Raw genomic sequence first — 14,965 nt, 5'->3', positions numbered from 1 at the left:
TACTGATTTCATCCCTAGATCGTGAAGCATTATGAAATCGACTTATTTACATATAATTATTGAGTTGCTTGGATTTCCTCAATGACGTCCAAATAATCAGCACCGTATTTTTCATATAGCGGTTTTACAACTTCCACCCATTTTTCACGGTCCTCCAATTCGGAAATCGTCACTCCAGCTTCTTCCATAGCCTTCAGGGAATTCTCATCTTCCTCTTTTCCTAGTTTGTGCATGAAGTCTTCCGTTTCTTTCATCGTTTCTTTCATCAATTTCTGATCTTCTTCGCTCAAAGAATTCCAAGTAAGCTCGGAAACCAGAATGACGCTTGGTGCCAGTTCATGGCCATTCATCGTATAGTAAGGCGCGACTTCCTGATAATTGTTGGCATCATATCCCGCGATCGGCTGCTCAGCTCCATCTACGATTCCAGTTTGCAAGGCGCTGTATAGCTCCGAAAAAGCAATCGGTGTCGGACTCGCACCAAACGATTGAACAATATCAAGATACATCTGGCTAGGCGGAACGCGCAGCTTCAGCCCTTTCATGTCTTCCAGTTTAGTGACCGGCTGATCACGGAAGAAAAAGTTACGTGGACTTTCCGCTAAATAACCCAAACCGATCATTTGTTGTCCTGAGTCATTGATAACATCCAGAAATTCCTGGCCAACCGGTGAATCGATGACGTTCCAAGCATGGTCCACATCTCTGAAAAGAAATGGCAGATGCAGCACATTCATCTTCGCCATCCCCAAATCCGACAAGTAGGAAGGATTCGTTCTGTACAAATCCAAAGCACCCATTTGCAATGATTGAATCATTGTTTGCTGATCTCCTAATTGTCCTGAAGGAAAGACTTCAACTGTGATGCGGCCATCTGTTTTTTCATCAATCAGTCGGCCAAATTCGTAAATCGATTTTGTGACGATATGAGTGTCGGGATTGAGTTCTCCAAATTTAAGAACCACCTTTTCTTGCGCTTCTGCTGCGCCCGCTTTATTTTCCGAATCTCCTCCAGCGGATGTGCTGGTCGTTTCGTTGGATCCTCCACAAGCAGCCAAAACAAGAATCATCATCATGACAAAAAGCGTTAGGATAATTTTTAGATTTTTATTCATCCCTGCATCTCCCCTTCCATGGATTTGTACATACCGAATAATTTTTTATTTATCCATTGGCCGTTAAGAATGATAACGCTTACATTCCTGTTTTGCATTTCCTCTCCCCCTTTTAGTTTCTGTCTAAAGGATAGCATCTGAATATTCCGATAACTACGGTGATAAGTTGCCATACCGGTGATTTTTTGTCCTAGTTTTCATCTTTTAAGGTTTTGCATATATTCTCTTGGGGAGAGTCCAGTATATTTCCTAAAAGCCTTGCTGAAATAGTTCGGGTCTGTGAATCCTGCTTCCAGCGCAATATCCTGAATGGTTTTCTTGCCTTCTTCCATATGGCGGATAGCTTCCCCCATTCTTGTTTTTGTAAGGAATTCCTTGAATGTCATGCCTTCTTGTTTTTTAAATGAACGGCTGAGATAAAACGAACTGACCCCAATATGGTCAGCCATTTGATTGAGGGAAATATCGTAGTTCTTATAATTCTCTTTCAAATACAGCTTTACTTTCTCCGTCATGCGATTTGGCTGGTCTTGACGCTGCTCCTCAATATAAATGATGATATCCATCACAATTTCTTCCAAATAAAACTCCAGTTCTTTCATCTCTTCAATCTGCTCAATTTCTTCCAGAACATTTTCAACGTCTTTCAACTTGAAATTCCCCTCGTAAAACTGGATAACGCGCCTTTCGATTAAAATACATAGTTGCTGTACATAGCTTTTGACTTGTCTGAGTTCTCCTTTGCTTTTAATCTCCAGGAGTATCTCTTTCAAAAGCGACATAGATTCATTGATCTCTGTGTTCATTATTTTTTCGCACAGCACATTCTCTTGCTTATACAAATTGGGTCTTTTAATATTCAGCTCTTGGCTCAACAGGGATAGATTGCGATGAAATTGTTTTTTTGCCTCTTTGTAAGAATCATTGATGTTCCCTAAATCCTGATAGACCGCACTTTCTCCCAGTAAGATCTGCAAAGAATCCACTTGTTTCAGGTCTTCTTGCACTCTGTTATGAAGGTCTTTAAAAACCGGGCTTGCCGTTCTTTGTTCTAAGTCATTGGAAAATAAAAAAAGGACGAATTCACTGAAAAATGAAAAGCAGATGATGTGGGGGGTTATTTCTTTATAACTTGTTATGACTTTTGATAAAACGGAGTCGCTAAATTTCCCTTCCAACGTGGACCGGTAAATTAAGCATTTGAATTTTTCATCCTGAATTTCCAAAAACTCTTTAAGCTGCAGCACTTTGTCCATCGAAATCTCTCTTGAGTGCACCATTTCCATAATCATTTCTCTTTCGATAAATTGGGACATTCGCTCTGTCCGCTTTTTCAATGAGTTTACATGGCTGTTTTCATTTTTCTTTTGGTTCACTTTAAGAATGATTCTTTCCAATGACTTGCAGAAATCCTCATTGGAATATGGTTTGACCAAATAATCGGTAATGCCAATCTCAATCGATTTCTTTGCATAATCAAATTGGCCATATGCCGTTAAAATAATAATTTCGCATTCCGGAAACTCTTTTTTCACTTCCGCTGAGGCCGTCAGACCGTCCATCTCCGGCATGTTGATGTCCATTAGTATAATATCTGGCCGTATTTCCAGCGCTTTCTCCACAGCTTCTGCCCCGTTTGATGCTTCGCCGACGATATCTATTTTCTCACTAAAATACTTCTTCAAAATAAAGTTGATGGACTTTCTTTCAATGACTTCATCTTCTGCGATCATCAATTGCAGCATGGGATCATCTCACTTTCCTTGGTAATTTGATGTGCACGGTCGTGCCTTCGTTTAATGTACTCTTGATCTGCATGAGGTCTTCCTGATTAAAAGTAAGCTCCAATCTTTTTTTCACATTGGCGAGGCCGATGCTTTTTTTCTTCTCCCTTGGCAACTGTTCCTCTTCCTCAGAGTTCAATATCCAGTTCAATCTCTCTTCATCTATCCCTTTCCCATTGTCTTGAATGGTAATTTCAGCGGCATCTTCTTTCCCGCTTATTCTGATATTCACTTCTCCCCCTGATTTAATATCGTAGAGGCCATGTATCAGACAGTTTTCTACAATCGGCTGAAGACTTAAAGGAGGAATCAGAAATGGTTCCATATCCATTTCATTGTTCAAACAGATCGTAATCCTTTCTTGAAAACGCATACCTTGTATGAAAATATAAGCCTGCAAAGCGTTCAATTCATCTTCTAGCGGAACCATCTTCCCTTCGTTCTCCAAATTGAAGCGCAGCATAACAGAAATCGATTCGATTAATTTGATAGTGGACTGATTATCCTCCAACATGGCAGTTCTTCCCACCATGTTCAACGTATTAAACAAAAAATGCGGATTCATCTGCATTTGCAGATTCAGCAATTGCGATTCCTTTAATAGTTTCTCCTTCTCAATAGTCAATAAGCTCTGCTTTTGAAGCTGAAGTTCAACTTCAGCTTTTTTATTCACTTCCATAATGTAAATATTGATATCCTCTTTCATTTTGTTAAAGGCGTTTGCTACATGATCCAGTTCTTTATAATAGATTTGCGGAATATCAGGCATGTGCCATTCTCCGTTAGCCAATAGCTTTGCGTTTGTAGACAACTCCTTCAAGGTCTTGAAAATATCCTTTGAAAGCATGAATGCAAAGATCATGCTAAAGAAACCGAAAAGAACGAGCATCGAATTGATGCTTACTTCTTCTTTCCTGATTTCCTCCATAGCTTGTGCATAATTTTTGCTGCTGGATTCCTGATAGGACATCATCAAAGACTGTGAAGAGCTATTCATATAATTGTATAGGCTCTTGATATACACCACGTCTTTATAGCTTTCACTGTCGTATTGCTGAACCAATATAATGTTTTTCACCTTTTCTTGCTGATATGTGTGCATATTGGATAAAGCTCTAAAATACATTAGACTTTCCCTATCGTTTTTTATTGTCGGCTCAATCGAATCCAAAATAGAAGAAACTTCTCCGTTTAATAAACGAATCTGCGCAATTGTTTCTTTTCCTCTGTTTCTTGTTAAAATATCAAAGTTAGTCGCCAGTTCATTAATTAGTACAGGCAGTGTGCTTAATTTGGTGTTTTTATCTAAATAAAGATTGTATTCATGTCTAATGTCATTGTTAGCGTTATTGGATACCCAATTTCCAGCCAAGAATACGGAAGACAGAATGACTAAAATCAGTAATAGCCTAAATTTGATTGACTTGTTTTTTCCCATATTACAATCCCTTCTTCCCAGTTAAGTCACTTTTATGGCGGTATAAACTTCTTCACTGTGGGGCAGTGCTGTTATTACTGCAATTAGTAAATAGTAAAAAAGATGAATAGATTTCGACTATTCCATGTTGGTAAATTCGCCTTAAATGGTTAGGAAAAGTGCAGAGATGCAATAGGAATGCTCTTTATACAACTACTTATGTCGGAGCAATTAGCAGTATAAATGATTTAATGTAGCTTACTTTTTTACTCATAGTTCCCATATCTAATTATCCCTTACATAAGTGGATTAAATCTATAATTATTTAAAAAGTCAGAATACAATTCTGAGTATACCTTGTTTCAGAAAAGTAAAAGGCAGTTGAATTAAATTTGCTGTAAAATAGGTAATACAGTGTTCATTTTTTAAATACTAAGTTCTTTAAATAAAGATTAATTTTATTATTTTCAAGAAATGATAAAACCTTCCCGTTATAATTGCCATACAAAAAACCGCCTCTCCGGCGACTGTGCACTGGAAAGGCGGTTCACTTGGATATGTGGTTGAAAAAGCTTGAAATCGGGGATAACTCTCCCCTTGCCGCACTTATCCACATGTGGGTAAGTTCCCTCTCTGTTCCTTATCCACATGCCGTTTTATGTATACAACCCGCTGTAACGTTTTTGCAGGCTGCTAGTTGGAAACTTTCCGGCTTTTGATGTGTTCGATGAGGTCGTGAAGCGGCATGTCGGCCATTGAATCCAGCCGGTGTTCGACTTCGCAGAAATCCATCGTATGGGTCACGGCGTTCGGTACGATAACGCATCCCATACCGGCCCTTTTTGCGGCCAATGCGCCGTTCGCCGAGTCTTCAAATACCAGGCATTGTTCCGGCTGAAGCCCCAAACAATGTGCTGCCTGGAGGTACAAGGCAGGATCCGGCTTCACTTTTTCGACATCGTCGCTTGTTTTGATGCACTCGAAATAGTCGAACAATCCCAGATTCCGCAAGTATTTAGAGACCCATCCGTAATCCGAGCTCGAAGCAAGCCCGATCTTCAGCCCCAGCTCCTTAGCCCTCTTCAGGTAATCCTCTACGCCGTCGCGCGCTCCTTCTTCCGCGAGCGTCGAATGGAACCGTTCTTCCAATTCGCGCTTCAGCCCTTCCTGGTCGATTTCGCGTCCGATCTGCTCCTGCAAATAACCGAAGGTTGAAAACCCGGACTGCGTCCCGATTTCCTGCTGCCAGCGCTCGATCGGCATTTCGGTGCCGTGCTCGCCGAACATCTCCTGCAAAATCCGGAAATGATGCGTTTCGGTATCAAGGATCAAACCATCAAAATCGAAAATAATTCCTTTGATCATCGTCCATCTTCCCTTCCTATAAATAGAAGCAGGCCTTTATTCAGTGTAATCCGCATCGATGTAGAACTTCACCCGGTCTCCTGCCAAGTAATACTTCGAGTAGTGGACAGGGATTCCATCCGGGCGGTAGATGATTTTCTTGACGAGAATGACCGTCGAGGTTTTATTGATGCCCAGATAGCCGCAAATCTCCGCCGATGGATGGACGTACTCGATTTCTTTTTTCACTTTGGTGAACGGCACTTTGTACTCTTCCCGGATCATCGCGAACGTCGATACATTATTATCGAGTTTATCGTAGATCCCCGGATAGATGTCGAGCGGCAAATACGCATAGTCGACGCTGAACGGCCCTTCGGCATCTTTGACAATCCGCACAAGCTCCACGAATTCGTCATGCACATACGAGAACGCCTTGGCGATTTCAGAGTCGTCTTTGATGATCCGCTTGTACAGAATCTCTTTTTCGATATTGTTCTCTTCTGTCGACAGGCCTTCCGTAAACCCTTTCAGATTCAATAAATGAAGGTCTTTTTTGGAAGCTTTGACGAATGTCCCTTTGCCGCGGATCACTTCAATAACGCCTTCCTGCCCGAGCTCCTTGATGGCGCGGCGGATGGTGATCCGGCTGACATTGAAGATTTCGCACAGCTCCGATTCGTTCGGAATCTTGTCTCCCGCCTTCAGGTGATTCGTTTTAATGAGTTCCTTGATGCCGGCTTTGATCTGGTCATAAAGCAATATAGGACTATCCATATTTGTCGTGTTCTGATTCTTCATAAAGACTCCCCTATACTTGAATTTTGATAGTTCTGTTATTTCAACTGTACACGAGGAGTGCTTTTAAGACAATTTTTAGAAGGCTTTCGGGTAGCCGAAACCTCCGTAAAAACCGCATGTCGCTTCTGCCGACTCTGTGGCTTTTTCAATCGCCTCTTCCATGCCGGCCCCGTCCAGGTAATGGACCAGGAACCCGCCGATCAGACTGTCTCCGGCCCCCATCGTGTCGACGACCGGAATTTTCTTCAGCTTTTGCGCATAAACCTTCCCGCCGCTGATGAACAAAGCCGGCTCGCTGCCTCTTGTCAGGGCAGCCGCTTTAAAATCGAAGCTCTTCAGCTTTTCAATGAACCAGTTCAGCTCGGCTTCCGATAAATCCGCTGCCGAAAAGAAAGCGTAGTCGATGAACGGTGCAACTTTTTCGATATGCTCCATTTCCAGATGATTGGAGAAATCATACGAGATGTCAATCACTTCCGAGAGCTTCGCCAATTCGCTTTCCATCGACGAATAGCAGCTGACGTGGCATACATCAAACCCTTTGATGAAATCCAGGTCCTCGTCGATCAGCTGGAGCTTGAAGCGCCGCTGGACCGTGTTTTTCGGCCCGCTGACAAATACGCGGTCGCCTTCTTCTGTCAGCGCCACACGCGGTTGGCCGCTGATGCCTTCTGCTGTCCGCGAAAGGCCGAACCCGATTCCTTCTTGCCCGAGCGCATATTTGATGTGCGCCGCTTTGTCGTCCGTTGCAAATATCCCGATATAGGCGGCCTCTTCCGCTCCGTTTTTCCGGGCATTGACCGCCACATTGACGCAATTCCCGCCCGGGTAGTATTTCTCCTGATCCAAATAGCAATCCACCACATTATCTCCAACCGCAATCAACTTCATTCTCTTTTCCCCCTCTTATCCTTTCACAGATCCTTCCGACAGCCCTCTGACCAAATAGCGCTGCAGGAACACCAGCAGAATCACCATCGGAATCGTTGCGATGACCATGCCGGCAAGCAGCACGCCCCAGTCGGTCCGCAGCGCATCCCTGAAGTTCATCAGGCCGGACGGAATGGTCTTCAACGCATCTGAATCAATAAACACCGTTGCAAACATAAATTCGTTCCAGGCAAAGTATGCCGTCAGTACAATCGTCGTGACAATGATCGGAATCGACAGCGGCAGATAGATGCGGGCATAGATGCCGAACTCGCTGCAGCCGTCGATGATCGCCGACTCTTCCAGCTCTTTCGGGATGCTCAGGAAGAACGCACGGATCAAGATAATCGTCAGCGGCAGCCGGTAGGCCACATAGGACAAAATCAGCGCCCAATGGGTGTTGATCAAATCCAGCCAAGTTAACAGCTCAAACAGCGGAATCAGCGCGACCTGCGGGTTCATCATGATGCCGCCGATGGTGAAAATCAGCGCCACGTCGATCCATCTTGATTTATAGCGCGACAGTGTAAACGCTGCCATCGAGCCGATCAGGACGACCAGCACAATGGTGGCCAGTGTGACAAACAAGCTGTTGAAAAAGTAGCCGGAAATCCCCATCGACCAGGCCGTCGCGTAATTCTCGAAATGCCAGACAGATGGCAAGCCCCAGACATTGTTGTAGATTTCATCATAACTTTTTAACGAAGAAACCACCATCCAGAAAAGCGGATACAGGATGATAAAAGCAAACAGCAGCAGCCCAAGGAGAACCATGTTTTTCGTCAGTTTTCCTTGAAGATTGGTTTTCATCGCGGTTTTGGCTCCTTTGGCAGGCCGCTCCTTCTTTGTCTGCTTTTCGCGCTCAAGCACATCCACTTTGAGGTTTTCATTTGTTTTTATCATCCTACTCATCCTTTCCGGTTCCCGAAACCTTGATTTGGATCAGGGCGAAAATTGCGGTTATCACAAAAATCAATGTGGCGACAGCCGATGCATACCCCATATTGTCTTTGAAGAATCCCTGCTGGTACATGTAGACCGACAGCGTCATCGAACTCGTGCCCGGCCCGCCGTTGGTCAGGATATACGGTTCGTTGAAAACGAGCATGGAACCTGTGATGGTGATCAGCATATTGACGAACAAGGCTTCTTTCACCTGAGGGACGGTGATGCTGAAAAACTGGCGGATCTTGCCGGCGCCGTCTATTTCCGAAGCCTCATACAATTCCTTCGGGATCTTCTGGATCGCCACGATGAACAGCATCGTGATAAAGCCGATGCTCTGCCATTGTGACATGGCAATGACGGCATAAATGGAAGTCGTCGCGTTCCCGAGCCATGGAACAGCCAGATTCCCCAGGCCGATCAATTCGAGGAAGCTGTTCAACAAGCCCATTTGGGGATTGTAGATAAAGTTGAAAAGCAGCGCAATGACGGAAATCGAGATCATCACCGGGATGAAATAGATGACCCGCAGCAGCGGAGCGATCCGCCGGAACAGTTTGTCTTCAAGAATAGTGGCAAGGACCAGTGCGAACGCCACCTGGAAGATCACCGAAATGACCGCGTATTTGATGTTGTTGGCTAGGGCCGTCATGATGATTTTATCGCCGAACAATTGTTCAAAGGTGGAAAAACCGATGAATTCCTTTGTCGGGGAAAAGACGCTGAAATCGAAAAAGCTGTTATAGAAGTTTTGGACAAGTGGCATATAAATGAAGATGCCTAGAATCAACAAGCTAGGCAATATGAACAGGACTGGGACAATGCGGTTTCTTCTGGCGATCATACTTGCACCTTCTTTCATTTTAATAAGTCCTAATATTCAAGTGAACATTAGGACTTATCCAGTTCTGCACTGCTGTTATTTCTGATTTTGTGCTTCTTGCTGCGCTTCTTTCAGGATGTCTTCAGGTGTGGTCTGCCCGGTTGCCAAGCTTTGTCCGCCGCGCATGAACACATCCGCTACGTTAATGTTGACTGCATTGTCGAACCAAGGAGCTGTCGAAGAAGCATTGGTGATCAGCTCGTAGGCTTCCAGGCTCGTCGGGTTGACGTTGTCTGCAGTGACCGCCCCTTCAACGGCGTTCAGCTGGCCGTCCGTTTTCGTGAAATCGGCCGCCGTTTCTTCCGACGTCAGGAATTTCAGGAAATCGATCGTTTCTTCCGGTGCGTTTTTGCTGACCATCCACCCTTCAGGTGCGCCTGTCAATGCAGTCGGGTCGCCTTTCGCGCCTTCAACTTCCGGGAAGTCGAAGAATCCGAATTCCACTTCTCCCGCTTCTTCAACCATCTTGATTTCTGCGAACTGCATGTACAGCACCGGAACTTCACCGGCTGCGAACATATTGCGCGCCGCTTCGTGATCGATCGCAGTGGAAACATCGCCCATATAGCCCGTCAGCTCTTCGAAGATCTCAAGCCCCTGGATATAGCCTGGGTCTGTAAATTCAGCCGTTTCGGCATTATAATCCTTGTCGAGTACTGCCGGATCCACTACGCGTTCGAAGATGGTTCCCAGGTAATGCGAGATGGCCCAAGTGTTCGTCAAGCCTTCCACAAGCGGCTCTTTGTAGCCGGCATCCTGCAGCTTGTCGAGTGCCGCAGTCAGCTCATCGTAGGTTTTCGGCACTTCGATGTTGTTTTCCTCAAAGATCGCTTTGTTGTAGAAGAACGCTTTGCCGTCTACAGTGAACGGGATGCCGTAGGTCGTGTCATCGAACGTGAAGCCGCCGAACTGGGAGTCGATGATTTTCGACGACCATTCCTCGTCTTCCTTGATGACGTCATTCAACGGCATGATGCGTTCGGATGAAACCAGGTTCTCAGCGAACGAATCGGACCAGGCTGTGAAGATGTCCGGCAATTTATCGCTTGAAACCAGGACGCGGATCTTTTCTTTGTAAGCATCGTTCAGGACATAATCCACGTTGATGTGGACATCCGGATTCTGCTCCATGTATTCCTTGATTTTTTCATCATAGAACGATTTTCTCGGTTCGTTCGGCCATCTGTGGAAAAAGTCGATCTCCGTTTTTCCATCCGCGCTGGCGTTTTTTTCCTCACCTGAATTGCATGCACCCAGAAACGCTGAAAGCAGAAGCAACAAAATCGAAAAAAGCAGTGTTTTCTTCATTTCGTATCCCCTTTCTCGTGAACCCCGGTTTTATTTTTAGTAATCCATTTTCCACATGTATCTTCTGACGGACAGCGGATGGCCCGTATGCTCTGCCAGTGCATCTGCGTATAAGCGCATAACCGACCCAGCCAGCGCCGGCCCGAAGTATTCTTTCAAATCTTCATCGATCCCATCATAATCCAATGTTTCGATATCGACTACCTCCACTTTATCGCTGAATTTCTGGACGAAATCCAATGCCCGTTCATCCAGTGGACGGCTCGGTCCGTCTCCTTTGATGACCAAAAACGGCACATCGTAATCGGTGATTTCAAACGGTCCGTGGAAAAACTCGCCGGAATGGATGGCGTTGGAGTGGATCCACAGCATCTCCATCAACAGGCAGCTTGTGAACGAGTAGGCGTGGTGGATGTAAGCGCCGCTCGCCATCGTGTAGATGATTTTTTCGCGCTTGTTCTTTTTGCCGAATTCGTTTGCCGCATCCGCAAATTGTTCGATGTTCTTCCCAATCAATTCACCGACGTTCGGCAGCTGGCGGATGACGCGCTTGAATTTTTCGTTCGGCGCGAGCACGTTCAGCACTTCAAACAACAGCGTGTAGAAAATCCCGACTTCGCCGTCAATGGCATCCGATCCGTCTTTGTAATTGTAATGGATGGTGTATTCGGCCGCCTGGCAAAGCGGCGACTCCGCTTCCATCGAGATCGCTACCGTCAAGGCACCTTTTTCGCGGGCAAAGCTTGCCGCATTCACCGTTTCAGGCGTCGTGCCGGAATGGGAGCGCAGGATGACCAGCGTGTTTTCGCCGACGCCTTTCGGGTTGCGATGGATAAATTCATTTGCCGTGTAGACAAAGCTTGGCACGTCCGTTTCTTTGCTGATGAAATACTCGCCGAATGACAGCGAAGCCATCGATCCGCCGCATGCCACAAAGTAGACGTTCTTGATTTCCTTCGCCTTCACCGCTTCCGCCACCGCAGAAATCTGGGCAATGTGTTCGGGTTTCATGTTCACTTCCTGTACTTCATTGACGATTCCGCCTACCGCTTCTTCAACCCATGTGCCTTGATCCTGTTTCATTTCAACACCTCCAAAATTTATAACGTCATATGACGTTATATTAATTAGTATTATATGTTGTAGTATTTTAAATAGTCAATATAGTTTGACAACTTAATTTTATTTATTTTTTCAATACGTTTTCAGGATAGAATCTTTCCATATCTAATCCCTTCCACTGCCCATTTTTTTGAAATACAACTCTATATTGCAAAAGAGTTGCCGCACAAGAAAAAAACTCATTTATGTAAATAAAGAACGAAATTGCGCCCAGCGTTCAATGAAAGGCATAGAAAAAAGACCACATTTTTAAGATGTGGTCTTTTCATGTCGTTCCATTATTCATTGACGTACTCCGTTACTCTACAGCGCCTTCCCAGGACCCCATGCCCTGGTTGACGTTGACGAACTCATAGTCTTCTTGGAGCAGGATGTCGCTCGCCTGTTTCGAGCGGTTGCCCGACTGGCAGATCACGACGTATTGCGCATCTTCCTGCAGGCCATCAAAATCCCCGCTTTGAAGTGCGGTGAGCGGTTTGTTTTCCGCTCCCGGGATATGCCCCTGCTCGAATTCATACGGTTCGCGGACGTCAAGCACGGTATAGCCCGCTTCCTGCCTGGCGGCCACTTCATCGATTCCGATTGTTTCGTAGCCGGCGTCCTGTCCGCATGCCGACAGCAGCAAGACGCCGATGAGCGCCAGCAGCAGGAATAATGGCTTTTTCATCCTTCGACGTCGCCTTCCCAAGCCATCATGCCGCCTTCGACATTGGTCACGTTAAAGCCCTGGTTGTCCAGGAACTGGCACGCGGAGCTGCTGCGTCCGCCGGAACGGCAGCTGATGTAGTATTCTTTCGATTTGTCCAATTCGTTCATTTTGAATTCGACCAAGCCTAACGGAATGTTGACAGCGCCCGGGATTTTCCCGCTTGCCACTTCCGCCGTTTCGCGCACGTCGATGATGTTCACTCGTTTGCCTTGTTCCAATAGTGATTGCAATTCCTGAGTTGTAATAGATTTCATAATGATAATTCCTCCTAATTGGTTTGTTTTTTTACTCCGATTTCATTAAAAGCTCAATCATTTTTTTGACCTTGATCTCGACATCGTCTTCCGGCGCGCCGCTTTCCTGGAGGCAGCTCTCCAGGTTCTCGCTGACGATGACGCCGAGTGCGCGGTCGAGCGCGTGGGTGACGGCGCTGAGCTGTGCGACAACGTCCTCACAGCCGCGGCCGCCTTCGAGCATGCGGACAACACCGGCCAGCTGGCCATCCACGCGGGCGATCCGATGCTTCACCGATTTTGAATACCGCATGCCCCTCACCCCTTAGTTTTTCAGTAGTTCAGCGGCGCGGTTCGGGTCGAACCCGAGCACCCATTGGCCGTTGATGTTCGTCTGCGGGACGCCCATCTGGCCGGTCGCCTGCACGAGGCGGTTGGCCGCAACCGGGTCACGCTGCACGTTCACTTCGGTGTACGCGACATTGTTCTGGTCCAGGAAGTTTTTGATCATGGTGCAATACGGGCAAGTGTTCGTCGTATAAACTGTAACTTGGTTTGCCATATTCGCTTCCTCCTCTAATTTATATGCCCCCTGTGGATAAATAAAATATACCATAGGGGGTATATAGATATCAAGCGAACTGCTTGCGTGAATAAAAAATAATTTTCGGAGGATCCGGATTTCAAGAAACACCGGCTGTCACCAATAAAAACAGGCTGCCCCGCACCCGGAAACTCCGGGCACAAGCAGCCTGCAAGCGATATTTTTCATTGCCATGGAACACGCCAATCTCCCGTCGCTTCACCTCTCCTGCTCTTTCCAGCCGTGCTCCGCCCGTGCCCATCCGCCGATTGCTGCACCCAGCGCGGCTATCGGGCTGTCGAACTCGATGTCCTCCATCACCAGCAGCTGGGTATGCAAGGGCACGAGCAGCTTGGCGAGCATCAGCTCTTCCCGGCGGCGGATATGCTTCTTGGGGCATTTCGCCGACACCGACGCGGCGAATTTCGAGCCTTTCTGCACCACGAACCCTTGCCCGCGGTGAAATCCCCTTGCATCCGCTCCGCGCTTCGATTTCACGAAAAGCAACGGGTGCTCTTGTGGCTGCATCCCCACAAGCAAGCCCGCTTCGAACGGATCGACAACCGCCCCCTCCCCTGTTTCCCTGTCCACCTCTAAAAATTGATACAGCTCCCCGTATCGTTCATGCGGAACCTTCTTGATGAAATAGTCCTTTTCCATCTCTTCACCTTCCTTCCGAGTGATCCGGATGTGCTGGCCGGTCATCTTATAGATAGGGAAAAACGGCGGAAAAGGGGACTCCTTATGTAATTGATGGGTTTGTGGCCGGAAAAGTGCAAAGGTAAAAATAAAAGCCAACGAAAAACGAGCTTGCATCGCTGCAGGCTCGTTTCTTTTGCGCGTTAGCTTCCTTCATTTCTGTGTTGCACCTTCGCCCTCCAGATACGGATCACAGCTGCTCACCATGCCGCTGTCGAACCCGGCCATGAACGCAGCTGCGCGCTCGGACGTCGCTGCTTCCCCCTCGTTTTCGGCTCCGTCAAATTGGCCGGCGCCGGCCAAGGTCTCCATCGTCCGCTCCACAGCACCGGTATCCAGCATGTCACTGCCGTACGCAGACTGTGCCCATATTCCTGTCAGGCATTCTGCGTTCAGCTCCATCCCTCCGGCAGGCACGGGGCTTTCCTGGCCCGCTTCGGCGGGCAGCCAGCCCCATTCGCCTTGGAGTGAATGCGCATAGAGGTGGGCCATCGCAGCCGCTACCGCAAAATCCCCGGCTTTAGCGCCGGCTTCTGGACTCCCGTCCGCTTCCGCTGCGCTTCTCCAAATCTCCATCGCCAACTCGTTCACAAACACGATCAGGTCTTCCTCCGAGCAATAGAAGGCATCGCCGGGACCCGTCTCCCCGGAAGTGGTGCAGCCCGTCGCTTCCGTTTCCCCTTCATACGTCAGGATATAGTCGACGACCGGCATGCTGTAGCCTCCCTGCACCATCATCTCCGCCCACATGCTGTGGACGTCGTTGATCGCGAGCTCCAAAAAACTGGTCATCGCCCCGCTGCTTTCGTCTGCCGTAAACCCGTAGCCCAAGGTTTCACCGGCTCCGGCTGCAGGCGCCTTCGGCAGCTCGACCAATTCCAATTCCGCGCTTTCCTCAACCGCTCCTTCTTCGGCATCTCCATTAGTGGATGCTTCCTGTTCCGGCCCGCATGCGCCCAGTCCTAAAACCAGCCCCACGGCCAAAAGGATATTGCCAGGCAGTTTCCCCACGGTAATTCTCCTTTCCTTCGATTGGCCTTGCCCTGTTCTCCGTCCACTCTCCACCTCCGATGCATACTGTCTTTAGTTCAA

The 14,965-nt window shown here is 47.1% G+C and carries 16 protein-coding genes; all 16 read right to left on the bottom strand.

The features are described from left to right. Nucleotides 1-56 precede the first annotated feature (56 nt). Nucleotides 57-1,115: a TRAP transporter substrate-binding protein DctP gene (dctP, locus tag ACTL32_RS05430; protein ID WP_441340507.1), complete on the bottom strand. Its 1,059-nt coding sequence runs from the start codon at nucleotides 1,113-1,115 to the stop codon at nucleotides 57-59. A gap of 197 nt (nucleotides 1,116-1,312) precedes the next feature. Then, a complete protein-coding gene (locus tag ACTL32_RS05425; protein WP_441340506.1) occupies nucleotides 1,313-2,860 on the bottom strand; it encodes a response regulator transcription factor in 1,548 nt (515 codons plus the stop codon). A gap of 4 nt (nucleotides 2,861-2,864) precedes the next feature. Continuing rightward, a complete protein-coding gene (locus ACTL32_RS05420) occupies nucleotides 2,865-4,337 on the bottom strand; it encodes a sensor histidine kinase (protein ID WP_441340505.1) in 1,473 nt (490 codons plus the stop codon). A 672-nt stretch (nucleotides 4,338-5,009) separates the two neighbouring features. Further along, complete coding sequence (locus ACTL32_RS05415) at nucleotides 5,010-5,681, bottom strand: HAD family hydrolase (protein WP_441340504.1); 672 nt, start codon at nucleotides 5,679-5,681, stop codon at nucleotides 5,010-5,012. A 36-nt stretch (nucleotides 5,682-5,717) separates the two neighbouring features. Next, entirely contained in the window at nucleotides 5,718-6,461 is a 744-nt protein-coding gene (locus ACTL32_RS05410; RefSeq protein WP_441340503.1) for a GntR family transcriptional regulator, read from the bottom strand. A 75-nt stretch (nucleotides 6,462-6,536) separates the two neighbouring features. After that, entirely contained in the window at nucleotides 6,537-7,352 is an 816-nt protein-coding gene (locus ACTL32_RS05405) for a PfkB family carbohydrate kinase (protein WP_441340502.1), read from the bottom strand. 15 nt (nucleotides 7,353-7,367) lie between these two features. Further along, nucleotides 7,368-8,294: a carbohydrate ABC transporter permease gene (locus ACTL32_RS05400; RefSeq protein WP_441340501.1), complete on the bottom strand. Its 927-nt coding sequence runs from the start codon at nucleotides 8,292-8,294 to the stop codon at nucleotides 7,368-7,370. Nucleotide 8,295: 1 nt separating this feature from the next. Continuing rightward, nucleotides 8,296-9,177, bottom strand: a complete 882-nt coding sequence (locus ACTL32_RS05395) for a carbohydrate ABC transporter permease (RefSeq protein WP_441340685.1) — start codon at nucleotides 9,175-9,177, stop codon at nucleotides 8,296-8,298. 78 nt (nucleotides 9,178-9,255) lie between these two features. After that, nucleotides 9,256-10,527, bottom strand: coding sequence for an ABC transporter substrate-binding protein (locus ACTL32_RS05390; protein WP_441340500.1), 1,272 nt, complete (start codon nucleotides 10,525-10,527; stop codon nucleotides 9,256-9,258). Nucleotides 10,528-10,563: 36 nt separating this feature from the next. Further along, nucleotides 10,564-11,610, bottom strand: a complete 1,047-nt coding sequence (locus ACTL32_RS05385) for an SIS domain-containing protein (RefSeq protein WP_441340499.1) — start codon at nucleotides 11,608-11,610, stop codon at nucleotides 10,564-10,566. Between the two features lie 337 nt (nucleotides 11,611-11,947). Further along, nucleotides 11,948-12,316, bottom strand: a complete 369-nt coding sequence (locus ACTL32_RS05380) for a rhodanese-like domain-containing protein (protein WP_441340498.1) — start codon at nucleotides 12,314-12,316, stop codon at nucleotides 11,948-11,950. Continuing rightward, nucleotides 12,313-12,612, bottom strand: coding sequence for a rhodanese-like domain-containing protein (locus tag ACTL32_RS05375; protein WP_441340497.1), 300 nt, complete (start codon nucleotides 12,610-12,612; stop codon nucleotides 12,313-12,315). Before ACTL32_RS05375 ends, ACTL32_RS05380 begins: the two co-directional genes overlap by 4 nt. Nucleotides 12,613-12,643: 31 nt before the next feature. Then, nucleotides 12,644-12,904 carry a metal-sensing transcriptional repressor gene (locus ACTL32_RS05370; RefSeq protein WP_441340496.1) on the bottom strand — a complete coding sequence of 87 codons (261 nt, stop codon included), beginning with the start codon at nucleotides 12,902-12,904 and terminating at the stop codon, nucleotides 12,644-12,646. Nucleotides 12,905-12,916: 12 nt separating this feature from the next. Continuing rightward, nucleotides 12,917-13,153: a glutaredoxin family protein gene (locus ACTL32_RS05365; RefSeq protein ID WP_441340495.1), complete on the bottom strand. Its 237-nt coding sequence runs from the start codon at nucleotides 13,151-13,153 to the stop codon at nucleotides 12,917-12,919. A gap of 240 nt (nucleotides 13,154-13,393) precedes the next feature. Beyond that, nucleotides 13,394-13,990 carry a methionine sulfoxide reductase gene (locus tag ACTL32_RS05360; RefSeq protein ID WP_441340494.1) on the bottom strand — a complete coding sequence of 199 codons (597 nt, stop codon included), beginning with the start codon at nucleotides 13,988-13,990 and terminating at the stop codon, nucleotides 13,394-13,396. A gap of 36 nt (nucleotides 13,991-14,026) precedes the next feature. Then, nucleotides 14,027-14,884 carry a neutral zinc metallopeptidase gene (locus tag ACTL32_RS05355; protein WP_441340493.1) on the bottom strand — a complete coding sequence of 286 codons (858 nt, stop codon included), beginning with the start codon at nucleotides 14,882-14,884 and terminating at the stop codon, nucleotides 14,027-14,029. Nucleotides 14,885-14,965: the final 81 nt, after the last annotated feature.

This window comes from Planococcus sp. FY231025 (assembly GCF_052078085.1).
GTDB lineage: Bacteria > Bacillota > Bacilli > Bacillales_A > Planococcaceae > Planococcus.
Note: the sequence above shows the minus strand (reverse complement) of the source record. Positions and strands in the feature narration are given on the sequence as shown.